We start from the raw sequence: 24593 nt of genomic DNA on the forward strand, positions 1-24593 counted from the left end.
GATAAGGACTGCTTCAGCGTGTAGACAAACCCTCGCATTCTTTGTCAGTCCTGCGTGCTGGTGCTCACGAATGTCAAATTCGCTCCGCTCCAGTACTCGTCCTTCCTAGACTTCAAAGGTTTTCTATCACGCTGAGCTGAAAAGAAGACAAAGGGCTAAAATAAAGTTCATTTTAGCCCTTTGTCAACAATTTGAAGCAGTCCCCTGATGAGGACTGCTTTTTCTATTTCATTTCTTTTTTCAACACTTCAATGGCTTTTTTCATTTGCGTGTCATTTTTCTTGAGCTTATCTTGGATGTTTGTCATCAGTACCGTCGTTGTGTCCCCTGTCAGAATACCATCAGCCTTTAGATCGTGATCTGATTGGAAACTTTTCACGATCGACTGGAATGCTTGATCATATTCTCCATTGGCTTTTGCTTTGTAGCCAAGCGCTTGGAACATTTTTTGAGCTGCTTTGACTTCATCTCCATGATCATTCAGTTGATATGTCTTTTTCGGACTTAAGTATGGCAGCTTCGCATAACTCGGCAGAGATGCTTTTACCTGTGGCTCAATTCCTTTTTTGTGAATCCAAGACCCGTCTGGTGTCAGCCACTTGGCAATGGTTAATTTCACACTAGAGCCATCATTGTAGCTTTGCGCATTCTGAACAGTTCCTTTACCAAATGTCTTTTCTCCAACAAGTTGAATGCTAGAGGATTGGTGTAGAGCCGCCGCCATAATTTCAGCAGCACTCGCTGAACCACCGTTTACAAGGACAACTGCCGGCTGATGAACTTTACGTTCTTTTTCCGCTTTGTACACTTGTTTCTTTCCTTTTTCCTCAACTTGCATAATGACTTTTCCTTTATCGATAAAGTCATTGCTCATTTCAATCGCTTCTGTCATAATGCCGCCTGGATTATCTCTCAGATCAATGACAAAACCTTTTGCCCCTTTTTTCTCGAGGTCATCAATCGCTTTATCCAATTCTTTAGACGTGGTTTCAGCAAAAGAAGTGATTTGGATTTCGCCTATTTTATCTTTTGTTAGTTTTGCATAAACCGTTTCAAGCGGAATGGTATCTCTTGTGATCGTGACATCCACATTTCCAACACCTTGTCTGTTCAAATGCAGTTTGACATCCGTTCCTTTTTTCCCTCTGATAAGAGAAACGGCTTTATTCACTGACATGCCTTTTGTACTTTTACCATCCACTTTTAAAATACGATCATGAGGTTTCAAACCAGCTTTTTCAGCAGGAGAGCCTTTAATCGGTGCGACAATTAAAATTTGTCCATCCTTCTCTTCTACTTGTGCACCAATTCCTTCAAATGAAGATGAAATCGTGTTGTTAAATCCTTCGGCTTCCTCCTGATCCATATATGTAGAGTATGGATCATCAAGTGATGCAATCATTCCTTGAATCGCACCGTCTACTAGTTTTTGATCATCCGTTTTTTCGTAATACTCGTTTTTTACCTTCGTATATGCAGCCATGAGTTTACTAAACTTCTCATCTCCTGAAACGCTGACAGCACCTTGTTTTGTCATAACAAATGTAATCGCTGAGGAAAGCGCTGCTGTCACCAGAATGGCTATCACGAACTTGAATTGTTTTTTCAAAAAAACACCACCTTTATCTCCTTTCATTATTATCAAGGACGATTCTTCATCCGTCAACCAAAGGATCAAACTTCTATTTGAAAAGATAAGCCATTTAGCCCTGCAATGCATAATCTTTAGAGAGAAACATGATAAGGAAAGAAGGGATTCCATGAGTGACTATGTAGAAATGCTTGCCTATTTTGGTGTATCAGGTGCCCATCCTGGTGGAATTGAGCTAACAAAAACGATGATTGAGCAACTCAACTTGACGTCTGAAGATCGTATACTGGATGTTGGATGCGGCACAGGACAAACAGCCGCATATTTAGGACATTTAGGTTATGAAGTAGAGGCGATTGATACACACCCTTTGATGATTGAAAAAGCCAATCTGCGATTCGAGCGGGAACAACTACCTTTCCGTGCACAGCAAGCATCGATCGAACACCTGCCATTTGCGGATGACTCGTTCTCTCTACTGATCAGTGAATCTGTTTTAAGCTTCACCCATTTACCTGCTGCGCTTGCTGAGATGAAACGGGTACTTGCTCCTGGAAAACAATTGATCGCTAATGAGGCTGTGTTAAAAGTGCCGCTTCCCTCAAAAGACCAGGCAGCCATTCGGGAGTTTTATGGGTTTCACTCCCTCTTTTCATTTTCTGAATGGCAAAAGCAGTTAGCGTCCGCAGGATTCCGTGAGATTCGGATTCTCTCATTCGATGAGCACATGGTGCAAGAGGAGCCGACCGAAATGGAATTATCAGATCAAATACCACCTTCTCTTTATGATACATTGCAGACACACTATGACCTGATTCAAACACACCGAGAACATCTGAGTCACCTTGTATTTGAATGTACAGTATAAAATGAGCGAATCTCCTATATGTTTTGTCCAAACTCTATGAAGTCTTTCGCATAGGATAAGAGTGAAAAGAGTTTGTCATAAGGAGGAAAAACATGGAGCGCTACTATAAACTTTGTCAGCAGCATATGGGGAAAGTAGCTAGAATTACTGATCGAAATGGCAGAGTACATGTTGGACGTATTGAGCGGGTGTCAAACCGCAAAGTTTATATCCGGCCAGTCGGCGGGTCCCGCGGGGGCTTTGGTTATGGATATTACGGAGGTTATTATGGCTGGGGTGCAGCTTATGGCATCGGTCTCGGTTTTATTACCGGCTTCGCTTTAGCAGGTTTGTTCTTTTTTTAAAACGGCGTATAAAAGAAGGCCTCCCAGCTTCGGGAGGCCTTTTATTTGTTTATATTTTCTTCACTTTGTTCATATACTCTTCGAATGTTAAATCATGATCATGCATCGCTTTTGCAGCTTCTTTCCCTACATAGCGCAAGTGCCACGGCTCATATTCATATTTCGTGATGTCTTCTTTCCCTTTTGGATAACGGATGATAAAGCCATATTTATAAGCGTTTTTGGCTACCCATTTACCATCAGGTGTTTCGCCAAATTTTTCAGAGATTTCAAAGCCGGCACTTTTTGAGGAAATATCCATGGCAAGACCTGTTTGATGCTCACTTTCGCCTGGTAAGGCTACGGCTTCTTGGGCTTTTTCTTTCCCTTTTAGTTTCACTTCACTATCAAAAATGACTTTTTGACGATCATAGGAACGATAGCCAGATACTGCAGCAAGCTCAAAGTTTTCCTTTTTAGCACCTTTGAATAACTTTGCAAGTGCCTCCGCTGCTTCTTTTCGAATATATCGTTTTTCAATATCCTCTGAAAAAGAGAATTCCACTTTTGGTACAACGAGATCAGAAGGTTTATAGGTTCCTGGCAGTGCATATTCTTTGTTCACTAAAGCAAGCACATTTTCAGGGTTTTGAATGGTCTTCAGTCCGCTCACTACCTTGATGTCATTGAAATATTCACTCTTTAACGTCAGCTCTTGATTAGATGAATCTGCCGTATCGTTTGAGTTTTGCTGGGATGATGAACTGGCTTCGCTCTTTTGTTCGTTTGTTTTGTTAGATTCAGTGGTACCGCTTTTCTGATCCAGCAACTGGCAGCCTGATAATGCGGCCGTCAAACCAAGAATCGATGCGATTGAGAGTATTTTATAGCTTTTCTTCATGACATACCTTCCTTTTGCTCTACTAAAAAAAATAAAGATGCGCTACATCGTAGCACACCCTTTATACTATTATAAAACAGAATCTAGTGCAATTAAGATCATTTCGTCAAATGTCGTTTGACGCTCTTCAGCAGTTGTTTCTTCTCCTGTTAGCACATGATCACTCACTGTCAGGATCGACAACGCTTTTCTGCCAAATTTTGCAGCAAGCGTATAAAGAGCCGTTGTCTCCATTTCAATCGCTAGAATTCCATATTGGTCCATCAGCTCAAGTGGTTTTTCATTATAAAATTGGTCTGCTGTAAATACATTCCCAACACGCACAGCTACATTTTTCGCTTCTGCTGTGTCGTAGGCTTTTTTCAGTAAACCAAAATCAGCACATGGTGCGTAATCAATAGGTCCAAATGCCACACGGTTCATTTGAGAATCTGTTGATGATGTTTGAGCTAAGATGACGTCACGTACATTGACATCCTTTTTGATCGCTCCGCAAGAACCGACACGGATTAAGTTTTGAACATCATAGCTTTGGATCAGCTCATTCACATAGATCGAAATAGACGGTACGCCCATTCCAGTACCTTGTACAGAAATGCGTTTTCCTTTATATGTCCCAGTATAACCATACATGCCGCGCACTTCGTTATAGCACACTACATCTTCTAAATATGTATCTGCAATATATTTCGCACGAAGCGGATCGCCTGGAAGCAATACCGTTTCTGCAATTTGTCCTTTTTCTGCTCCAATATGTACACTCATTTTTTAGCCTCCACTTACGTTTAACATGTGTTTAGTCCCATTTATTATAAACGATTGAGATCAAAAAAGAAAATACCAGCTGAAAGTAAAGCTGGCATCGTCGTTTATATTTAACTCATCGTCATTAGGCGTTCACTGCGTTTCCATCCTGCCGGAAAGAGCTGGTAGTAGCACTTCCCTTTTTTCTGGTCATCGATCACAACGATATCCCCTGTTGTGATAAACCGTGCATTGTAATCATTAGGGACTGTATCTTGTACATTAAATGTCGAGAATGCTTTTTCCAGTACATCAAGGTGTGTCCTGCCGCCAATCTTTGTCCGGTACACAGGCTGATGTCCGCTTGCAGCACCATATTCAGGTGTTTGGTAGATGGTTAAGTGATAAGCTGAAGGTTTCTTTTGAAAAAATCTCAACGTCAATTGCATTCAAATCCCTCCCCTTTTATATAAAATTGGCTGGGATCTATGAATTTCCTTCTTCTATTTTTGTCGAATGACGGACAATTTTTCGTCAATCTTTTTACATATGAGAAATAAAGCTAGTCCTATCGCAAAGCCTCCTGCTACATCAGTGACATAATGAACACCGATATACATCCTGCTGATGCCGATCATCAGCACACAACATCCTGTCACCATGTAGACTGCTTTTTGTCTCTTTTTCAGCCACGGAACCATTTCAATGAATAGATAGGCGATAAATGGATAGATCGTTGCTGCATTCATAGAATGTCCGCTCGGAAAGCTGTAATAGGTCTCATTCACTAGATGATCAAAGGCCGGACGCTCTCTAGCAAACAGTCCTTTCAGTTCATGATTGACCGTTTTTTCTGCTATATATAGTAGAAAAAGCAGCATAATAGAGTGGTAGCGTTTATACATAAACAGCATCACGCTAAAGATGAGCATGATTGGGACAAGCAGCGCACTGATACCAAAGTCAGTCAAAGTCAGCATGACATCATTTAAAAAAGGAAGTCTAATGTTCTCAAACGATAAGATGATCTGGTTGTCCAATTCCTGAAACTTACCAGATACCATAAGCGCAGCGATGGCGCCAAACAAAAGGAAAAAAATGATCACATACACGCGAAACAATTCCCCCTCCCTTTCTACTCAGAATCTCTTCAAAGTATAGTGCCTACCGTGCCTCTTCTTCAACTATCATTGCTTTCCTCAGCATATATTCAAATGTAATATCGGCAAGCTCAAACGTTTCCAGCTCAGATGGTATGTACCCTCTTTTGACCAGCTCCATGTAGAAGAATTCTGCAATTTCCTCTGTATCAATCACCAAATCTGCTTCTTTCATTGCTTTCCGCCTCCTTTTTTATGATGTATGAACGTCGCCTTATTTTTATTACAATTTGTCATAATGGCTCATTCCATACATATAAATGCAGTAAACGAAAAGAAAAGGGGCATGAGGCAATGAAATGGTTAAGCATATTAGATGGTCATACTTTTGATCAGGTGATGGGCCGTATCTTGAGGGGATGGTTTTATGTGATTGCTTTTTTCTGTGTTCCTTACTTTTTATTCGTGTTAGGACAAGTCTTCTTTTAACCAAAATGCTCGTTTAAACTTTCCAAAATAAAGTCCATCATATCCTTATATTCTGGATCATTGAAAAATTCATAGAGAATTTTATAATCATTGTAAATATCAAGAAGCTCATCCACTATAGATACAGCGAGAAATTCTAGTGATGCTTCGCTTTCTTGTTTCTCTTCTAACTGTAATAGAGCGGTTTGCACCATATCTTCCTCTATTTCTTTTGAGGTTTCTCCAACGTAATGCACAAAAAGAAGCTGATGAACAAACTGATCCATCTCATATTTCCTTAGAACAAGCGTCAAGTCTTCTTCTTCTGTTTCCAGCCATTCTCCGTCTTTTAACCTTGTCAGTTCATAAATGACATCTTCCCAGCCATCTTCAAGGTAGCGCCATATCTCAGTCCGATGGCCAATGATTTTAAATAGCTCTTTCCCGTAATCCTTTACATATACAACATCGCCAATGAGGAACTCATATTCAATGTCCAGCTTTTCTGTATCTACAATCACCCCGTCGTACTCATCGTAAAGCTGGAGTGATGTTTCAAAATAAAGCACCTCATTATGATTGACCTCATATAGATAATGTTGGTCAATTTGATGGACTTTTGTTATCGTTCCAACTGTGCCGTACATGACAACGACGACAATATCCCCTACTTTATATTTTGGTGCTTTCGCCTTCATTCTGTCTCCCCCTTGCCCGACTTTTGGTCTTAACGTATCGTATGCCGGCGCAAGGAATTCTGCATGGGCAACCACACCATGCAAAACGCCATTTTATTTCTTCATGAAAAAACCGCTTCTTCCATACGGAACAAGCGGTTGTGTGTGTTATTTTTTTTTGACTTCTACTTCGTATTGCTCAAAAGCCTCGTCAAATGTCGTCATGGAGCTTAAATAGTCCCCATTTAACTCTAAATAGGCACATAACTCATGATAATCAGTGGATGCTTTAGGAAAGCTGTGATCTTCATAAGCAGCATTTGCAAAATGACTGATTTCATCCTTCGGTTTTGGATGTCTGTACTTCATTAAATAATGGTAAAACGACTTCACCTGTTTTTCCCTCCGCGACACTCTATTTTGTTGTTATATTATACAGGAATTTGATGACTTGTATAGGCGGAGGTACAACTTATGAAGAAAAATCAAAGTAATTTCGCTTTAATAACCGCTCCATGCTCATTAATTCTTCATATGAGATTTTTTCTGGAAGTTTTGTTTGATCGACTAAAATTAATTGATCTTCTATCTCTTTTACTGTCTCATCCTTCTGATACGTCATCCCGCAATGCGTGCAAGAAATCGAAGGCGTTTCCAAAATCTCAATCGATTGTGTGCCCGTGATGAGTTCCCAATAGACTGTGGTCTGTCCTGCGTTCGCTTTCTTCTCCTCACACCAATCACATGTCAGCAACGTTATTTCTCCTCCTTTACGGTTTGTTCTTTTTTGAGCTGGGCTTGATATTTCTTTTCTTTTAATTCATCTCGTTTTTCACGTTTGTTTTTGAGCGTATCATGTTCAGGATTCGTTTCATAAGACTCTCTTCGTTTCATTCGGCTTAAATTTTCAGGCGTAAAGGATTTTGCTTCATCCTCAAATAGAGCTGTCACGCCAATGGCCGGTTCTTTCTTTTCTTCGTAGATTTCATTAAAATACGCATCCGCTTGGCCGGCGACGTAATGTTCTGGCTCTGGATAAGAGGTAATCACACCTTCAAAGTTACGCAGTACCACTTTCTCTGGGCTTTGAGATAATAAATAATTTGGCTGTAAGGCGATCTTCCCCCCTCCGCCTGGTGCATCTACAACAAAGCTTGGCACGGCATAACCACTCGTATGTCCTCTTAAGCCTTCAATGATTTCAAGGCCTTTTGAAACCGGTGTTCTAAAGTGGCCGATCCCCTCAGATAAATCACATTGATAAATATAATAAGGTCTGACGCGAATCTTCACGAGATCATGCATCAGCTTCTTCATAATTGGAACGCTGTCGTTAATTCCCGCTAGAATCACCGCCTGATTGCCAACAGGCACGCCAGCATTGACAAGGCGCTCACACGCTTCTTTCGCTTCTTTTGTGATTTCAATGCTTGTATTAAAGTGAGTGTTCAGCCAAACTGGATGATATTTTTTCAAGATCTCACACAATTCATCTGTTATTCGCTGCGGAAACACGACCGGGGCACGTGTTCCAATTCGAATGATTTCAACGTGAGGAATGTCTCGTAAGTTTTTCAAAATGTATTCAAGCACTTGATCATTAATTAACAGCCCGTCACCGCCTGAAATTAACACATCCCGCACTTCAGGGGTTTCTCTAATATATCCAATGGCGGCATCTAATTGCTTTTTCGGCACGCCCATCCCGATCTGACCGGAAAAACGTCTTCTCGTACAATAGCGGCAGTACATGGAGCACTGATTTGTGACAAGAAACAGCACACGATCTGGGTAACGGTGCGTTAAACCTGGAACAGGTGAATCCTCATCTTCATGGAGCGGATCTTCGAGGTCATATTTTGTTTTATGAAGCTCCTCTGCAATTGGTACAGACTGCATACGAATTGGGCATCTTGGATCGTCTGGATTCATCAGTGAGGCATAGTAGGGTGTAATGTTGAGTGGAATGGTTTTCGTGGAAATCTTCACCCCTTCTTTTTCCTCTTCTGTTAAGTTCACGACTTTTTCTAAATCTTCAAGCGTTTTGACCGTATGCGTCAGCTGCCAAATCCAGTCGTTCCACTTTTCCTCGGGTACGTCCTTCCAAAGTTCAATGTCCTTCCAATGTCGCGCAGGTTGATACAGTTTTTGATTCATATCCATTCCCCCTATCAGCATTCACTTTATACTATGCAAGTTATGTGCCAACATGGGAAAATGCCCCTATTCTTTACAAAAGGAGCTTTTCCGTCACATTCAACTGTTTGAAGTGCCTACTTTTCGGCATCTGTATATTTTTTTAGCTTATACTGCAATGTTTGTCGAGGAATCTTTAAAGCGGCTGCCGTTTGCTTAATATTCCCTGCGTGCTTTCGTAAAGCTTCTTGAATCAGCGTTTGTTCAAATGACGTCACTTGACTTTTTAATGAGGACTCTGGTGGATGACTTTCTATCTGATGCGTCCGCAAATGAGCAGGGAGATATGCTGGGGTGATTTCTTCTGCTTCCTTTGGCATCATCAAGACGGCATGCTCAATCGTATGTTTTAATTCTCTGACATTCCCTGGCCACTGATGGGCCATAAATACTTGGACAGTTTCTTCAGAAAGGCGGTTGACGTTTTTAGAAAATTGCTGATACGTTTGAATAAAGTGGCGGGATAACAGCTGGATATCATGCTTCCTTGTGCGAAGCGGCGGGATATGAAATGATGACACATGCAGTCTATAAAATAAGTCTTCTCTTAACATTTGTTTTTTAACGGCTTCAAATGGGTCGATATTGAGTGCCGTAATCACTCTGACATTTACTTGAACCGCTTTTGCATCACCTATCCGGCGGACGACACCATCCTCTAACACACGCAGTAGTTTTGTTTGCAGCGTAAGCGGCATCGCTTGCAGCTCATCAAGAAAAAGCGTACCGCCATCTGCTAACTCAAACAGCCCCTTGCGATCTATTGCACCCGTATAACTTCCTTTGACAGACCCGAATAAAAGACTTTCAAGTAGCGATTCTGGAAGGGCAGCGCAGTTTTGTGGGATAAAGACTTGATCTTTCCGATCAGATGCATGAACAATCGCTTGTACGAGTACCTCTTTTCCTGTCCCAGTTTCCCCGAAGACCATAACGGATGAAGGATATGCAGCAGCTTTTTTAGCTTTCTCCAGCATCTCTTTTAAGTGTGGATCATTTGTTAAAAATGAAGAAAAATCGAGCATTTGAGTGGTCTCCGCGGCACCATCCGTTCGTTTTTTTTGATCTAAACGATTCGAAAGTGCCGACAGCTTCGACACATCCTTCGCTACTTCTACCGCCCCAATTAACTTGCTGCCTTCTATAATGGGCAATGTGGTGTTGACGGTCTCAATTTTTTCTCCATTTTTATTCAAATAGGTTTGCAAAGAATGATAAATGGGTTTTCCTGTTCTAAGTACATGCATGAGTGTACTTGTCTTTTCAGTTAATGAAGGATACACATCCAGTATGTACTTGCCAATCACCTCTTCTTTCGCTAAACAGTCGAACTTCGCTGCATTATGATTATAAAAGATGGTGACCCCTTGATCGTCTACAACGTGAATCGCTTCATCGATGGCTTCTAAAATTAATTCAAACCAATCCGCTCTTTCGACAACCTTCCCCACTATTTCCCCCTCACTTTCTATGCCGAAAATTCGGCACTGTATTGCCCAATTTTCAGCGGCTTGATGATGTTCAACGTGTTCCTCTATCCTTTTCACGTTTCGCTTTTTCCTTTCGATCTCCTGCTTTTTTCGTCAATTCGAAAAAAAGCACCCCTCTTATGAGGAGTGCTTTCGTCCTGACATCTGATAAAGAGACAAGTCAAATTCCTGAAGTGACTCCATATACAGCGGCACAATTGGCTTTCCTTCTTGAAAAAATGCAAATTGAGAAGGCTGTAGTTTGATTGGCTGATGGTAAAATGCAAATATTTTCACTACCTCAGGGACAATCCGGCAAAAGGTATCATGCACAAATAAATAGACATCTTGTTTCCATTTGAACAGCCGTCTATTTGGCGGGCTGAATATTGGAGATACTTGAATGATGCTGCCTTCCTCAAACGTCTCCAGCTGCTCTTTTGTTACCGTGTATATCTCCTTTTGGTGAAACTGAAAATATTGCACATCACGTTTTGAAGCAAACCGTCTTTTTGTCTGATGTTCAATATAATAAAATGTTCTGCCGTTATCTGCGGTGACGACTGTATAATTTGGGACTGTCAGCGGCTCGTTCATTTCATATTTCATCGCACATAACGAGGGAACACGAATCGCACGCCTGTTTTTTTCATTCACCCAGCGCCTGTCAATACGATGAAGATATCCGTGAGCGATTTGATAATAAGCGCCTTCTCTTTCAATCACAGCTCCGTCAATTAAATCGTAGGGCATACTCGCAAACATATGATGGAATGATTGTGGCGTTTTATATGTGGTATCAAGTACTTCTTGTAATGGAAAGAACGCAGCAAAATGATTCAGTCTCATCCAAAACACAGAGTCAGCATGATGCCAATGTTTTGGTTCGTCAGCCCAGTATTGTCCATATTTTTCATGAATAAGCGAAAGCAGCCGGCTTCTATGCATAACAGAGCAATGGTCGACTTGAAAGGATGCATGCTCCAACACTTGATCTGCTTCTCGAACGAAGCTCGCCGTTTCCACCAAATGCTGATTCACATGCACGACACGTTGCGAGGAATAGACGATATCTATGTGAGGCTTCGATTGAAAAACCTCGACCATTTTCTCTAAACGATCTTTTCTGTATACTGTATCATCAGTTACATAACAAACCAGCTCACCTGTTATACGTGTTAATGCTTCATTAATTAGCGTTGCATAACGTACAGTCTTCAGCCGGTTTGCAGGATGAATTTGATGAGAATACAATTGAATGCGCTTATCCACTAAATAAGGCTGCATCTTTTGGATCGTTTCTTGTTCAGAGCCATCATCCATGATCAAAAGCTCCCAATGCTGATACGTTTGTTCTACCACACTCTTTAGCACACGTTCAATGAAATCAGGTTTGTTGTAGCTTGTTAATATCACTGATACTTTCATGACCATTATCCTTTTTTAAATAGATTAAAAAGCCCCCCAGCTGACAATGTTCACATAAGGAACACTTACTCTTAGCTGATTTGTCGCATTTTTAAAGACTGCTACTGAGTCAAACAATTGTACGACAACCACGTTTTGCAGCACATCTCCATTGACTAAATGAACACGCGGCAGCGGAATGCCGAGCTCAAGCCATGGGCGCAACAATTCTTTAATCTCTGACGCACTCCCTTCCTCACTTTCCTCTAAAAGATGAAGAAGAAGTATAATCAACACAACTTCAAGTATTCCTTCTGTTTCTAGTAATTCTTCGTTCCAGCCATTTAATAGTTGTTCAAATTCCATTCAGATTCCCTCTTTCTTCTCGTTTGATCTTTACTAGAGTATGAGGATCACTTCATTTAGCATCAGCATTTGAAAACATTTTTCAAAAATGTGTGAAGTCATTAAATGAAAAAAGAACAAGGAATGAGCATTCTGCTTATACCAAAAAAAGAGAACGGCATATACATAGTGGTGTGTTTGAATGGATGAAGAAAGGATGGGGAAAACATGAGCGAAAAGCGTGCCGAATTAAAAAAAGAGCTATTAAAGCTGTTTTTCAAACCGCTTAGTCATGCGTTAACAGTTAATCTCGAAGAAGGAGGAGTTCAAGTGGAAGAAAAATTGAACGATTTATTTAGTGAGGTAGCAGCTGAAGCATCACCTTCAGATTCTGCTACAACACTCGACGTATCTCAACCAGCAAGATGGATTTTTGCAAGACTTGCACCTGGAACAGTCATTAGCATTGTCATGGACTCAGGTGACTTAATCGGACCCGTTCAATTCGTATCATTCGATGCTTCAACAGGTGTTGTTTTCGTCACACAAGAAAGCTCTGTGACACCTACGGGCTCTGCAACGACTCTATTAGATGTAGATAAAGTAGAAAGTGTTACGTTCACATCTTAATGTGAGAGGGCCATCATGAAGCTTCTTTATATCAGCTCTGGCTACGGTGGAATCTATCGGATGTTCGATCAATGGATAGAAGATAGCTTCATTGATTCCCCCTTTTCATGCATCAGGGTGGAAAGGGAAACTCTACCCGCTCATATGCACAAAATCCGGACATTCTCTCCGGATTTTGTTTTCATGATGATCGGTGATCATATTCCAACAGAACTGCTTCATCAATTCAAACAAGAAAAGATCCCCGTTGTACTGTGGATGACAGAAGACCCTTTTTATATAGATGTGTCAGCCGCATGCGCAAATGATGCACAGCTGATCTTAACGATTGACGAAGGTGCTTTGTCATTTTACAAACAACTGGGCGCTGATCACACGCACTACTTTCCCATTCCGACCAATACACAAGTATTTCAGAAAAAAGAATCACCACATGAGTCGTGCATCTATGACATTGCACTCATTGGCTACCCTTATCCAAACCGCATCAAAGCCATCGATACACTCTTACATCAAAACAAATGGCGCATTCTCGTTGCAGGTAAAGAATGGCATCGCCAGTTGAATAAATCACGTAGACGATATCGCGAACTCACACTGATGACCCACTGGCTGAATCCCGAGCAGATGGCAGACATCTATCAAACATCAGCCATTGTTCTGAATCCGCACAGACCCGCGCAATTTGCCTATAATCAAAACAAAGCCAATGTTCAAAATATGAGCCTCAACAACAGAGCATTTGATATCGCTGCAAGCGGAGGCTTTCAGTTGACAGATCTACAACCGTCACAGGCATTTTCAAGCTTCGCTTTTTACACACATGAAAACGATTTGATTGAGCAGGTCGAGCACTATGTAACAAACCCTCAGCAAAGACAATCGGTTGCAGAGAACAATTACGAGCAAGTCGTTCGCTGGAACACATTTGATACGCTGCCATACAGACTTTATGAAATAGTCAAAAGCGCCCTATGACCGGGCGCTTTTTCTAATTGCCATCATCTTATATCGTTCCTTCTGCATCTTGTCGAGCCAATAAAATCTTCTCTGCCTTTTTCCAATCTTCCTCACTTTTCACAACAAGCGATTGCGCATGATCCATCATATATGCACCAACAGATCCTTCTAAAAAGGAATGAATGCATTCTTTTGCATATGGAACATGAAACGCATAGACAGCTCCATTTAAACGCCCATACGTATAAGGGTGCTCCTGAGTTGGTACAAAAAAATAATGATTGTCCTTATACAGGCTGGCTTCATTGGTGTCATGAAGTGTCCAAGTTTCATTTGGATTTTCTAACGCCTCTGTAAAAGAAGCCGCACAATCATATCCCCCCTCTACTAGAAGCTGCAAGCAGTTCTCAATATCTGCCGTCTGCCTTAGTGGTGATGATGGATGCAAATACAAAACAATATCAAATGTCTTTCCCTCTCGTTCTAAATAAGCAAGCGCATGCTTCACAGCTACTAAAGAAGGTGTTTGTTCCGTCACATGTGTGCTTGGCAGTTCAATCACATTTGCTCCATAGTGGGACGAAATGATTTGAGTATTCACATCCTCTGAAGATACGATGACTTCATCTAATTCAATCATTTGTAATAATGGCTGAATGGTCCAATAGATCAGCGGCCGCTCCGCCAATACACGAATGTGTTCAGCATGATGCTCTTGCTTGCTGCTAAAAGCTGGTATCATGGCTAAAATACGATTTCCCCTATACATGTATGATCTTCTCCCCTCGCACAGCTCAGTATCAGTGAATACATTCTGAGAGCTGAGCTGATCGCCGTACTGAAGTCTTCAGGTGCCTCGCTATTCTACTTAATCTTCTATCTCTACATATTCTATTAAGTCGTCAAGCAGATGGTTATAATTGGTTCACCTAATTTATGCATGAAGTGGTTCTTTTCCTCAAACGTCTTCCACTCTTTCACATATGATGCAAAGTAGAGAATTGAGAGTTGGGGGATTAGATATGTCCAAACAAATAGAAACGAGTTTGAAGACCTTTTTTCGTGACAAAATCATCTTGGTCACAGGCGGTACGGGTTCAATCGGCCGGCAGATTGTGAAAAAATTAACAGCCTGCTCTCCTAAAAAGGTCATTGTCTTCAGTAAAGATGACAGTAAACAATACATGATGAAAAACGAATATGCGGCGCATCCAGAGGTCGTATTTGCACTTGGAGATGTGAGGGATGCCAGCCGCGTCAGGCAGCTTGTCAAAGGGGTAGATATCATCTTCCATGCAGCGGCACTCAAACAAGTACCCACCTGCGAAGATAATCCGTTTGAAGCTGTCCAAACCAACATCATCGGCGGACAGCATGTCATCGAAGCAGCACTTGAACATGAAGTCAGTCATGTTGTCAACATTTCAACCGACAAAGCGGTTTCTCCGACAAATGCCATGGGAGCTACAAAATTAATTTCAGAAAAATTGTTTTTTCAAGCGAATGAAAGTATTTCAAATCAGAAAACGAGGTTTTGCTCTGTCCGGTTTGGCAATGTGCTGGGATCAAGAGGTTCCGTCATCCCCATCATGCTTCAACAGTTGTTAAATGAACAACCTCTAACTGTAACTGATCCTAAGATGACACGCTTTTTTATGTCTATCGAAGAAGCTGTATCCCTCACGCTTGAAGCAGCTATCATGATGAAAGGCGGCGAAACATTCATTCTCAAGATGGAGTCATTACAGCTGGCTGATCTATTGAAAGCATTTCATGAATATGCCGGTCAGATCAACGTTCCTTCTCCTGATATTCTCGTTGTCGGCAAAAGACCTGGAGAAAAACTTCACGAGGAACTCACATTCCCTCACGAGGCAGATGCACTGTTTGAACATGAACAATTTTATGCCATTTTACCAAGACCACATCTTCACCCTCATTTTCAAAAAGTCCATTTGACCCATTACACATCAAACGAAGCACCGCTCATTACAAAAGAGAAGCTATTTCACATCATTGAACAATTACATCATACACACCATAAAAAATAAAAAAATCGTCACACGGAAGCAGCTGACTTCCATGTGACGATTTTTAAAATCAATTATTGAAAGATGTGTTTCAAATGGCCATAGCCTTCTTTTTCAAGATCATCCTTCGGGATAAACTTTAAAGCCGCAGAATTAATACAATACCGAAGACCGTTTGGCCCTGGGCCGTCAGGGAATACATGACCAAGGTGAGAGTCGGCCGTCTTGCTGCGAACTTCTGTCCGCACCATTCCATGGCTCGTATCTACTTTCTCTTCTACCTCTTGATCTTCAATCGGTTTTGTAAAACTTGGCCAGCCGCAATGGGCATCAAATTTATCTAAAGAAGAAAACAATGGTTTGCCTGAAACGATATCTACATAAATGCCCTCTTCCTTATGATCCCAAAATTCATTTTGAAATGGCGGCTCAGTGCCATTATTTTGCGTCACTTCGTACTGCATTCGGTTTAATTCTTTGATGCGCTGCTCTTTTTCGTTAGCCATTATTTATCACTCCAATGAGATTGAATAAAACCTGCTCTGCCCGAACCGACATGGTATCGTTCGTAGTGCATTTTGTTCTTTTTATAATAATGCTGATGATATTCCTCAGCAGGATAAAAAGGACCAGCCTCTAAAATTTCTGTCACGATTGGCTTTTGGAAAATTCCGCTTTGGCTCAGCTGCTCTTTTGATGTTTCTGCAAGTTGCCTTTGTTTTTCATTGTGGACATAAATCCCTGTACGGTAGGACTCTCCTCTATCACCAAATTGTCCTCCATCATCTGTTGGGTCTATTTGCTGCCAATATAGTTCTAATAGCTTCTCATACGGAAAAACGTCTGGATCAAAGGTAATTTGAACGGCTTCTCTATGGCCTGTCGTATTTGTACATACTTCCTCATAGGTTGGATTCACTGTATGTCCGCCAGTATACCCTGATTCAACTTTGATAATGCCTGGCTGTTCATCAAAAGGTTTAACCATACACCAGAAACAGCCTCCAGCAAATGTGGCTAATTCTTGTTTTTCAGACATATTAGTGCCCCCTTCATTTAAAAAATGGTATCATCATATTATAACATGATAAAAAATAATGAAAATGATACGACTTGTATACCTAAAAACAAAAGAAAACATTCTGTCGTATCTTAAAATATAATGGGGGTTTAATGATTGGAACAAAGAAAACAAATGATGTATGAAATGGATACTTTACTGAGAACCGTATTTAAGCAAATACGTTATGAAATTAACAGCCTGCTTGAAAACGAATTATCTCGGAATGAATTTCTCATTTTAAATCTGCTGCGTGAACAAGGCGCAAAAAAAGTAACGGAATTTGCCTCAATTCTCGGTGTATCAGCAAGCCATATTACAGCTGTAACCGACACACTTGTAGAAAAAGGCTGGATCACTCGTATCCGTTCAAAAGAGGATCGACGCATCATCAAAATCCACTTAACCGATAAGGGTAAGGAAATTACTGAGCATTTTGAGAAAAAGAAAACAGAATACTTCATGGAACGATTTGAATCATTTGATGATGAAGAACTGAAAACGATGATCAAATTATTTAAAAAGCTGGATAAAAGTCAAAAGGATTAAGCATAGATTTTAGCGTGGAGGACATGCTACGGATAAAAAGGTGGAATGAACCATGACAAATCCATATCTTTGTCCGAACTGCAAAACCAACAGAACGCGTTTTAATCTCATCGAGCAGCATCCAGAACCTGTGAAACTTGATCCAGCAACTGGAGCTATTGTCGAAACATATGAAGGAGATCAGCTTTCTCCTTTTCACATGAACTATCAAGGACCGAAAATCAAAGTCCAGTGCGGCGTTTGCGGATTAATTGAGGATGAAAAAACGTTCATTAAGCTGGCTGAATATCATCAATATTCATCTCCTTCTTAATACAAGTGCCTGACACTTTTTGTCAGGCTTTTTTCTATGCTTCTTTTGCCTATACAGATCGTCCCTTTCTTGCATACGCTACAAAAAACACATTGCAGAGAAAGAAGGGATAAAGACGTGCAGCAGCTCTACGAGATGAATCAATTTCTATATCGTCCATTAGCTACCTTTCCCCCATACCATCCGAGAAACACCATTTCCAAAGCTGTTATTCGATTATTTCACGCTGCACCGGATTTAAGTGAGCTTGCTGTATTTGTAAATCAGCAGCCAATCCAAAAAAAGCTGCCATACGGTCAGCTGTCTGCTTATATGGAATGGGATGAGGGTGTTTATGAGATAGAAGTATTCAAGCTGGCTACAAAAGAAAAAATTCTTTCTTCTCGTATGATGATTAATGGAAACGAGACTTACACGCTATGTATCACAGGAGCTCATACCGGCTTTGCGCTGCTCACAGAAAAGCAAGACTCGCTGATTAAGCAAGATGAGCTATCAGCACTCACGTTTATCCAGCTGTCACCAGACCTCCCTTTCATTGATATATATGAACGAGATCAAGGCATGTTATCAAAGGAGCTCGGATATGTAAACGGCACCCAAACCCACCACTTCTCTCCGAATAAGTATCACTTTGAATTAAAAGCTGCCGGTACTCAAAGTGTACTGCTAGATATTCCGAAAGTTCACCTGCAAACAAAGCGGGCCTATCTTATTTTACTTCATGGATTTGCAAACGGAGAGCCAGAGCTAATGGCAAAAGTCGTCTTGTCTCACCAAATGTAAAAAGAGCCTTTCCAGATGGAGAAGGCTCTTAGCGTGTAGACATACCCTCGCATTCGGTGTCAGTCCTGCGTGCCGGTGCTCACGAATGTCACATTCACTCCGCTCCGGTACTCGTCCTTCCTAGAATGCAAAGATTTTCAATCACGCTGAAAAGAAGACAAATAGCCTTTCCAAATGGAAAAGGCTATTTACGAGACATCTTCAGCTTTTTCTTGTTTTTGAAAATCAAAAGCAAGAATCATGGTACCTAAAAATAATGCACAATAGGCGATATTTAAGTAAAACTGGTCGATATTTTCTGCTTTTAAATGAGAGGCAGCTGTCATGCCAAAGTATGCAGCAAATAAGAGCGACAGTAAACTAAAATATTGATAGACTCGCTTCATCGTTTCACTCCTGACTTACACGTTCTATTGCTTTGGATGATAATATGAGAATTCAATTTCATCATTCTCAAGATCAATTTTGTTCGCTTTGACATACATATCATTCGTCAGCGGCATTTCTGAAAGGCGCACTTCCACCGTTTTTTGGTCTGGTTTCACATGAACGAAATCAGGCAGTTCATAGAATTGACCCATGTAGCTTAAAACAAAACTGATTGGGATGCTTAATTGCCCAATTGAAAAGTCATCTACTTTCAGCAAAACATCCCCGTTATCTTCAACAGTTGGTGTAAATGATACATTTGCATTAATCGTTGAAGAAAAAGCTTTGATTGCACCTGTTACTTTCACATCTTGGTCAATTGCAACATGAAAGTCTGGCATATCGCTTGATCCTTGATTTTTCAAATAATCATTGACAAAGCTAGTGAGTGATTCTTTTGAACTAGAAATATTAAAAGCATACTCGCTGTTCACTTCTTTTTTCGAAGCGGATTGATCGCTCGGCAGCAGCATAAAAATACCGCACACAAGAACAATCAATAGATTAATTGACAGTAAAATAAAAAATAAACTCTTCCATTTTTTCATCTTTTCACCCTATTCCTTCGGCAGTCCTTCTTTTTTCACTTCTGAGAATAAACGATTTGCCATAAGAGAGTACCCCTTTTGGTTTGGGTGGAAATCATCATCTGCCAGTAATTTTTCATCTTTATCATCTTCAAATAAATCTGCTACATCGATCATATCAGCATTGCCGTCTTTTTTTAGTTCTTTTTCGGCAGCAGCATTCCAGTCTTTGACGACCTCATCAATATCTCTCAGCTCAGACAAGCTGAACTTAAAAGGATTGTACATACTGACATACATGATCTTTGCATGGTCATTATGCTCTCTTAATTGAGCAAGAATGGTCTTAAAACGCTCTTCAAAAGGACCTTGCTCTTTTTGAAAAGGAGCAAATGTCAAGTTGAGCACATTTTGACGGACGACATGCATTAAGTCATTTCCGCCGATCGTAAAGAAAATATAATCAGCGTCTTTCAGTCCATCCTGCACTTTTTTTTCTTTTAATCTTTTTAATAAATCTACCGTTCTACTGCCTTTAATGGCATAGTTTTTTAATGTAACAGACTGTACGCCGTCCACCGCTTCTATCTTGTCACGGGTGATACCTGCATACCCTTTTTTATTTTGATCTCCGATTCCTTCTGTTAAGGAATCTCCAACCGCTGCGATCGTAATATGTTCTTTTACGTTTTGTGTGTCTTCTAGTTTATCCTTTATGCCAGCCTCTTGCGCGGAACATGCAGAAAGAACAAAAGCTAGAGACATCACAATCAAAATCAAACGAGCCTTCAAACGATGATGTCCCTCCTTTTTCTGATTAAAAAAGTGTATCATGTTTTCGCTCATTTGAACATCCTTATGCTAGCTTCGATTCAGTGTTTTGATGTCCTTGATGATTTCATCATATGGCGTATTTTGAACGCCATCATAATTTTTCATCACTTTTCCTTCTTGATCAACGAGGAAAAACAGAGATTGATGTATCACTTGGTCTTCGTCTTCAGGTTTTTTCACAATCGTCTTAAAGCTTTTCATTGCAAATTTTTCAATCGCTGACTGCGAGTAACCAGTGAGAAAATCCCAATTTTTAAAGGATAATGGATATGCTTTTGCAAATTCCTTTAGCTTTTTCGGTGAATCCACCTCTGGGTCGACGCTAAATGAAATGATGTGCGCATCCAATTTTTCTTCTTTTAACCGTTTTTGTAGCTCTGTCATATGTGCCGTCATCGGCGGGCAAATCGTTTCACAGCTTGTGAAAATAAAATCTGCCACCCAGACTTTCCCCTTTAAATCGTCGAGCGACACCTTTTGACCATCCTGGTTTTGATACTCAAACGGCTGGATTTGATAATTTAACGCATCCTTGATTTGTCCATTTGAACATGAGACTAAAAGAAGCACGCTTATGATCGTAAGCGCACCAAATAAGGCTCCCCTTTTTGTGTACATGACAATTACATCCCCTTTTCAATCAATCGGTATAAAAAGTAAAGCCTATAGCGCCCTTACCAGTATGACAGGAAATAATCGGTGTTGTATAAGCGATGTCAACTAGTGCATCAGGTGTGTGATCAAGCAGTGCTGCTTTAAGCTTTTCTGCAAGTTCTAATGCGTCTGCATGTGCAATCCCAATTGCCTGAACGGTTTTCCCTTTCACCGCCTGTACATACTGTTTTGTCAAATAGCGGACAAGAGCGGAGTAACTTCTCACATTCGCTTCTGGTGTGTATATGCCGTCTGTTAAGCTGGCAATTGGTTTAATATGAAGAAGTGAACCGATCAGCGCCTTTCCTCTTCCAATTCGTCCACCTTTCACGAGATTTTCTAATGTATCGATTGTGACAAATAGCTTTGTTTTAAGACGAATTTTGTCCATTTCTTTGAGGATGTCATCACGGCTTGCCCCTTTGTTTGCAAGCTCTGCTGCTTTGGTGACTTGAAACCCTAAACCATAGGAAATAAAATTCGAATCAATGACAGTGATATTCCCGTCTACCATTTTAGAAGCGCTTTCAGCAGTTTGAACCGTACCACTCATCCCACCAGTTAAATGGATACTAATGACTTCGCTTCCATCTGCCGTCAGTTTTTCATATAATTCGACGAATTGACCGATCGCAGGTTGAGACGTTTTCGGCAGTTCCTCAGCGGCCTCCATTTTTTCAATAAATTCATCTGGCTGTATGTTCACTCGGTCAATATAATCAACCCCAGAAATGGAGATATTGAGCGGAATGACATGAATGGAAAGATCATTGATTTTTTCTTGCGGAAGGTCCACAGTTGAATCTGTTACAATTTTAATTTGTTTCACTATCGTCTCATCCTTGCTGTCTTAGTCTTTACTTAAGATATTACCTTATTTCCTTCAATCTTCAAAACAACTGTCAGAACGTTTTTGAAATTGTCACATTTTCTTCTTTTCATGTAAAAAATCCTTGCCAAACTGAGCAGGCGCACTTGAAGCGGCCTTTTACTCCTTTGACAAAGATTCTTATTTACGCATTGTGTTTCAATGTAGGCTCTTGATAGATCTGTTCATATGTGCTCCACTTGACGTTACGTTTCACATCCTCCCTGAAAGAGTACACATGCCTCTTTCCCTTAGATACATAGACTTTTTTCAAGAAAGCTTCAAGTCTAAAGGTGAGCATGAAACCATAGGATTCATCTCCCTTTAAAACAGGGACTTCTGTTACCTTGATCTGAGCTCCATCCATCCGTCTAAAACATATTGTTTTGAGCAGCACAAACGATCAATCCTCTTTTCCAATTATCTGTTAAGCCTAAATAAATAGGTGGAATAAATCTTGATCTTTATTCACTTCAACATAGTGAAAGCCTTTTTTATTCATTCGGTCAATCAGCGCTGCATAGTCATCTCTTTCTTTCAATTCGATACCAACAAGCGCAGGCCCTTTGCTTCGGTTATTCTTTTTCGTATATTCAAAGCGTGAGATATCATCATTTGGCCCTAACACTTCATCTAAAAATTCCCTGAGAGCACCTGCTCTTTGCGGAAAATTAACGATGAAATAATGCTGGAGACCTTCATAAATCATGGAGCGTTCCTTGATTTCTTGCATCCGGCCAATGTCATTATTGCCTCCGCTGACAATACAAACGACATTTTTCCCTTTAATCTCCTCACGATGTGCATCTAAAGCCGCGATCGGTAAAGCACCCGCTGGCTCAGCTACAATTGCACATTGATTATACAGCTCTAAAATGGTTGTGCATACTTTTCCTTCTGGTACAAGACTAATCTTATCGACAACGGACTGAAGCGACGTAAACGTCTTTTCGCCAATCCGCTGAACCGCTGCTCCATCTACAAACTTATCTATTGAATCAAGTGTGACAACCTCCCCTTTCTCATGGGAAGCATGAAGTGAGGCGGCACCAAGCGGCTCGACTGCAATAATTTCTGTTTCTGGTGCGATATTTTTAATATATGTGCCAACGCCAGATAACAAACCTCCGCCCCCAACACTTGCAAATAAAAAGTGAGGCTCCACTTCGATATCATTTAATATTTCTACAGCAGTTGTTCCTTGTCCTGCCATGACATCTAAATCATCAAATGGATGGATAAATTCCCGCTTTTCCTTATCTCCGCATTTGACTGCTTCATGATACGAATCATCAAAGGTATCTCCGGTTAAGATAATGTCGACATATTCTTTTCCGAAAAGCTCCACTTGAGATACTTTTTGCCTTGGCGTGGTAGCAGGCATAAAAATTTTCCCGTGGATACCTAAATATTTGCAAGAATAGGCAACGCCTTGTGCGTGATTTCCTGCACTGGCACAGACAATGCCGTTTTCTAGTTTTTCTTTTGGCAACTGGCTCATTTTATTAAAAGCGCCTCTTAATTTAAAAGAACGAACAACTTGCAGGTCCTCTCTTTTTAAGTAGACATTACATTCATATCGTTCAGAAAGTCGCTCATTTTTTTGAAGTGGTGTATGAATCACTACATCCTTCAAATTTTGATGGGCTTTTAAGATGTCTTTCACTTGAATTAGCGTGTTTTCTTTGAGCAACGGTTTCATGTACAAGATCCTTTCTCTTTAACCTTATTTAATTTGTCATTATAACATGAATATTCAAAAAATAAACCAATAGATCATGGATCGGAGATAAATTTCATGAACTTTTTCGTTTTTCTATACATTTGTTCTAATTGGGTGTTATAATAAAACCAATTAGAACCAAAAGAAAGGAATCGCTCGATGACCACACATCCGTTTGCTTCTATATATGGAGAACACCAAGATATAAAACACGCCATTCATTTGGCTAAACAATTCACGAAAAACGATGAGCCTGTGTTGATCACAGGTGAAATTGGAACAGGCAAATCACGCTTTGCAAAAGAAATGGCCAATACATTTGCTGCGCAGGCTTCGATGAAACATATCTACTGCCCCATTGTAGATGAAGTGACTTTGCAGGAAGCATTTACTCATGCGGCAAATCATGTGCTTTATTTAGACGAAATCAGCGCATTCAGTATTCCTATGCAGCATCAGGTCATTCGTTTTCTCGAAGTTTCTCCTGCAACAAAAATCATTGCTTCTTCGTCTTTATCATTAGAGGCGATGAGCGTTTCGTCCAATTTTTTACCTGAGCTGTTTTATCGGCTCAATGTGCTTCATATCCCTCTCCCGCCGTTAGAAGATCGAAAAACAGATATTCCTATTTTAACCGCTGCTTTCTTTCAAGAACTGAACATGACGCCTGACATCGACTCAAGTGTGTGGGAAGTCTTACAGCAATATTCGTTTGAAGGGAATGTCCAAGAGCTCAAAAATATCGTTCATTATGCAGCCGCGATCCTCGAAGGGCAAACAGTTTTCTTGCATCACTTGCCACCTTTTGTATTATTACCTCAACAAACAGCTGGTAAAGGAAAAAAAGAAGAACACCAGCTCACGCTTATGGAGAAACAAGAATTTGTTTTCTTACTCGAAGCCATTAAGTCTCTAAATGAAAAAGGAGAAGCAGCCAGCAGACGTATCTTGTCTGAGTTAAGCAAACAAGGCGACATCCCGCTGACCCCTCAACAAGTAAGGAGTCGATTAGATGATCTTGAGAAAAAAGCCTATGTGACGAAAGGGAAAGGCAGAGCTGGAACGAAGATTACACTTGAAGGTCTCTCATTTCTGAAGTCGCTTGATGGTTATATACCGGTTCAATAAAGGAGGACATCCA

The 24593-nt window shown here is 40.6% G+C and carries 32 protein-coding genes; 9 read left to right on the top strand and 23 right to left on the bottom strand.

The genetic code is table 11. The features are described 5' to 3' along the window. Positions 1 to 223: 223 nt before the first annotated feature. Positions 224 to 1609, bottom strand: coding sequence for a S41 family peptidase (locus ABG082_RS09785; RefSeq protein ID WP_142155298.1), 1386 nt, complete (start codon positions 1607 to 1609; stop codon positions 224 to 226). Between the two features lie 151 nt (positions 1610 to 1760). On the opposite strand from ABG082_RS09785, the gene ABG082_RS09790 reads away from it, so the two are divergent. Next, positions 1761 to 2459: a class I SAM-dependent methyltransferase gene (locus tag ABG082_RS09790; RefSeq protein ID WP_281215246.1), complete on the top strand. Its 699-nt coding sequence runs from the start codon at positions 1761 to 1763 to the stop codon at positions 2457 to 2459. A gap of 92 nt (positions 2460 to 2551) precedes the next feature. Further along, complete coding sequence (locus tag ABG082_RS09795) at positions 2552 to 2803, top strand: hypothetical protein (protein WP_008346452.1); 252 nt, start codon at positions 2552 to 2554, stop codon at positions 2801 to 2803. A gap of 49 nt (positions 2804 to 2852) precedes the next feature. On the opposite strand, the gene ABG082_RS09800 is transcribed toward ABG082_RS09795, so the two are convergent. From ABG082_RS09800 to cgeC, 12 genes are all read right to left on the bottom strand, one after another. Beyond that, positions 2853 to 3683, bottom strand: a complete 831-nt coding sequence (locus tag ABG082_RS09800; RefSeq protein ID WP_072368227.1) for a M15 family metallopeptidase — start codon at positions 3681 to 3683, stop codon at positions 2853 to 2855. Between the two features lie 69 nt (positions 3684 to 3752). Beyond that, positions 3753 to 4448, bottom strand: coding sequence for a purine-nucleoside phosphorylase (gene deoD, locus ABG082_RS09805; RefSeq protein WP_007500754.1), 696 nt, complete (start codon positions 4446 to 4448; stop codon positions 3753 to 3755). 110 nt (positions 4449 to 4558) lie between these two features. Continuing rightward, positions 4559 to 4876 carry a hypothetical protein gene (locus ABG082_RS09810; RefSeq protein WP_148944120.1) on the bottom strand — a complete coding sequence of 106 codons (318 nt, stop codon included), beginning with the start codon at positions 4874 to 4876 and terminating at the stop codon, positions 4559 to 4561. Positions 4877 to 4930: 54 nt separating this feature from the next. Then, a complete protein-coding gene (locus tag ABG082_RS09815) occupies positions 4931 to 5539 on the bottom strand; it encodes a phosphatase PAP2 family protein (protein WP_281215247.1) in 609 nt (202 codons plus the stop codon). A gap of 52 nt (positions 5540 to 5591) precedes the next feature. Further along, positions 5592 to 5762, bottom strand: a complete 171-nt coding sequence (locus ABG082_RS09820) for a YozD family protein (protein ID WP_065460573.1) — start codon at positions 5760 to 5762, stop codon at positions 5592 to 5594. A gap of 250 nt (positions 5763 to 6012) precedes the next feature. Then, a complete protein-coding gene (locus ABG082_RS09825) occupies positions 6013 to 6693 on the bottom strand; it encodes a hypothetical protein (RefSeq protein ID WP_125590358.1) in 681 nt (226 codons plus the stop codon). Positions 6694 to 6840: 147 nt separating this feature from the next. After that, entirely contained in the window at positions 6841 to 7065 is a 225-nt protein-coding gene (locus tag ABG082_RS09830; RefSeq protein ID WP_003215834.1) for a YozE family protein, read from the bottom strand. A 79-nt stretch (positions 7066 to 7144) separates the two neighbouring features. After that, the gene (locus ABG082_RS09835) at positions 7145 to 7426 is read right to left on the bottom strand and encodes a YokU family protein (protein ID WP_024718564.1); all 282 of its coding nucleotides are present in this window, start codon (positions 7424 to 7426) and stop codon (positions 7145 to 7147) included. A 2-nt stretch (positions 7427 to 7428) separates the two neighbouring features. Further along, positions 7429 to 8829 (bottom strand): lysine 2,3-aminomutase, encoded by a 1401-nt coding sequence (gene ablA, locus ABG082_RS09840; RefSeq protein ID WP_148944125.1) that lies wholly within the window; start codon positions 8827 to 8829, stop codon positions 7429 to 7431. 116 nt (positions 8830 to 8945) lie between these two features. Beyond that, on the bottom strand, positions 8946 to 10319 hold the full coding sequence (locus ABG082_RS09845) for a sigma 54-interacting transcriptional regulator (RefSeq protein WP_348936054.1): 1374 nt from the start codon (positions 10317 to 10319) through the stop codon (positions 8946 to 8948). 156 nt (positions 10320 to 10475) lie between these two features. Next, entirely contained in the window at positions 10476 to 11771 is a 1296-nt protein-coding gene (locus ABG082_RS09850) for a glycosyltransferase family 2 protein (RefSeq protein WP_348936055.1), read from the bottom strand. 18 nt (positions 11772 to 11789) lie between these two features. Further along, positions 11790 to 12110, bottom strand: coding sequence for a spore maturation protein CgeC (gene cgeC, locus ABG082_RS09855; RefSeq protein WP_007500768.1), 321 nt, complete (start codon positions 12108 to 12110; stop codon positions 11790 to 11792). Between the two features lie 207 nt (positions 12111 to 12317). Between cgeC and ABG082_RS09860 the strand changes: the two genes are divergently transcribed. Further along, positions 12318 to 12719: a hypothetical protein gene (locus tag ABG082_RS09860; RefSeq protein ID WP_007500770.1), complete on the top strand. Its 402-nt coding sequence runs from the start codon at positions 12318 to 12320 to the stop codon at positions 12717 to 12719. Positions 12720 to 12902: 183 nt separating this feature from the next. Beyond that, a complete protein-coding gene (locus tag ABG082_RS09865) occupies positions 12903 to 13697 on the top strand; it encodes a DUF3880 domain-containing protein (RefSeq protein WP_348936056.1) in 795 nt (264 codons plus the stop codon). 28 nt (positions 13698 to 13725) lie between these two features. Here ABG082_RS09865 and ABG082_RS09870 read toward each other — a convergent pair whose 3' ends face one another. Further along, on the bottom strand, positions 13726 to 14448 hold the full coding sequence (locus ABG082_RS09870) for an acylneuraminate cytidylyltransferase (RefSeq protein ID WP_348936057.1): 723 nt from the start codon (positions 14446 to 14448) through the stop codon (positions 13726 to 13728). A 253-nt stretch (positions 14449 to 14701) separates the two neighbouring features. Between ABG082_RS09870 and ABG082_RS09875 the strand changes: the two genes are divergently transcribed. Continuing rightward, positions 14702 to 15730 carry an SDR family NAD(P)-dependent oxidoreductase gene (locus tag ABG082_RS09875; RefSeq protein WP_017359692.1) on the top strand — a complete coding sequence of 343 codons (1029 nt, stop codon included), beginning with the start codon at positions 14702 to 14704 and terminating at the stop codon, positions 15728 to 15730. 53 nt (positions 15731 to 15783) lie between these two features. Here ABG082_RS09875 and msrB read toward each other — a convergent pair whose 3' ends face one another. Together msrB and msrA are read right to left on the bottom strand one after the other, a co-directional pair. Then, on the bottom strand, positions 15784 to 16215 hold the full coding sequence (msrB, locus tag ABG082_RS09880; protein WP_217815871.1) for a peptide-methionine (R)-S-oxide reductase MsrB: 432 nt from the start codon (positions 16213 to 16215) through the stop codon (positions 15784 to 15786). Next, positions 16215 to 16748 carry a peptide-methionine (S)-S-oxide reductase MsrA gene (gene msrA, locus ABG082_RS09885; RefSeq protein ID WP_017367464.1) on the bottom strand — a complete coding sequence of 178 codons (534 nt, stop codon included), beginning with the start codon at positions 16746 to 16748 and terminating at the stop codon, positions 16215 to 16217. Before msrA ends, msrB begins: the two co-directional genes overlap by 1 nt. Before the next feature lie 138 nt (positions 16749 to 16886). On the opposite strand from msrA, the gene ABG082_RS09890 reads away from it, so the two are divergent. The 3 genes from ABG082_RS09890 (at position 16887) to ABG082_RS09900 (ending at position 18417) form a co-directional block, all read left to right on the top strand. Then, positions 16887 to 17318 (top strand): MarR family transcriptional regulator, encoded by a 432-nt coding sequence (locus ABG082_RS09890; protein WP_007500780.1) that lies wholly within the window; start codon positions 16887 to 16889, stop codon positions 17316 to 17318. Between the two features lie 52 nt (positions 17319 to 17370). Next, positions 17371 to 17631, top strand: a complete 261-nt coding sequence (locus ABG082_RS09895; protein WP_268359797.1) for a DNA alkylation repair protein — start codon at positions 17371 to 17373, stop codon at positions 17629 to 17631. Between the two features lie 117 nt (positions 17632 to 17748). After that, the gene (locus tag ABG082_RS09900; RefSeq protein ID WP_008346411.1) at positions 17749 to 18417 is read left to right on the top strand and encodes a DUF4397 domain-containing protein; all 669 of its coding nucleotides are present in this window, start codon (positions 17749 to 17751) and stop codon (positions 18415 to 18417) included. A gap of 188 nt (positions 18418 to 18605) precedes the next feature. Here ABG082_RS09900 and ypmT read toward each other — a convergent pair whose 3' ends face one another. From ypmT to ilvA, 7 genes are all read right to left on the bottom strand, one after another. Next, entirely contained in the window at positions 18606 to 18803 is a 198-nt protein-coding gene (ypmT, locus tag ABG082_RS09905; protein WP_008346409.1) for a protein YpmT, read from the bottom strand. Between the two features lie 24 nt (positions 18804 to 18827). Further along, entirely contained in the window at positions 18828 to 19394 is a 567-nt protein-coding gene (locus ABG082_RS09910) for a YpmS family protein (protein WP_007500787.1), read from the bottom strand. Positions 19395 to 19403: 9 nt separating this feature from the next. Then, a complete protein-coding gene (locus tag ABG082_RS09915; RefSeq protein ID WP_017359696.1) occupies positions 19404 to 20165 on the bottom strand; it encodes an SGNH/GDSL hydrolase family protein in 762 nt (253 codons plus the stop codon). Positions 20166 to 20234: 69 nt separating this feature from the next. Further along, complete coding sequence (locus ABG082_RS09920; RefSeq protein ID WP_007500791.1) at positions 20235 to 20825, bottom strand: cytochrome c oxidase assembly protein; 591 nt, start codon at positions 20823 to 20825, stop codon at positions 20235 to 20237. A gap of 22 nt (positions 20826 to 20847) precedes the next feature. Further along, entirely contained in the window at positions 20848 to 21690 is an 843-nt protein-coding gene (locus tag ABG082_RS09925) for a DegV family protein (protein ID WP_135227108.1), read from the bottom strand. A gap of 184 nt (positions 21691 to 21874) precedes the next feature. Continuing rightward, on the bottom strand, positions 21875 to 22126 hold the full coding sequence (locus tag ABG082_RS09930) for a YpmP family protein (protein ID WP_008346400.1): 252 nt from the start codon (positions 22124 to 22126) through the stop codon (positions 21875 to 21877). A 36-nt stretch (positions 22127 to 22162) separates the two neighbouring features. Continuing rightward, positions 22163 to 23431, bottom strand: coding sequence for a threonine ammonia-lyase IlvA (ilvA, locus tag ABG082_RS09935; protein WP_045035067.1), 1269 nt, complete (start codon positions 23429 to 23431; stop codon positions 22163 to 22165). A gap of 180 nt (positions 23432 to 23611) precedes the next feature. On the opposite strand from ilvA, the gene ABG082_RS09940 reads away from it, so the two are divergent. After that, complete coding sequence (locus tag ABG082_RS09940; RefSeq protein ID WP_348936058.1) at positions 23612 to 24580, top strand: sigma 54-interacting transcriptional regulator; 969 nt, start codon at positions 23612 to 23614, stop codon at positions 24578 to 24580. The last annotated feature ends 13 nt before the right edge of the window (positions 24581 to 24593 follow it).

The organism is Bacillus sp. BS1807G30 (genome assembly GCF_040047675.1).
GTDB lineage: Bacteria > Bacillota > Bacilli > Bacillales > Bacillaceae > Bacillus > Bacillus altitudinis.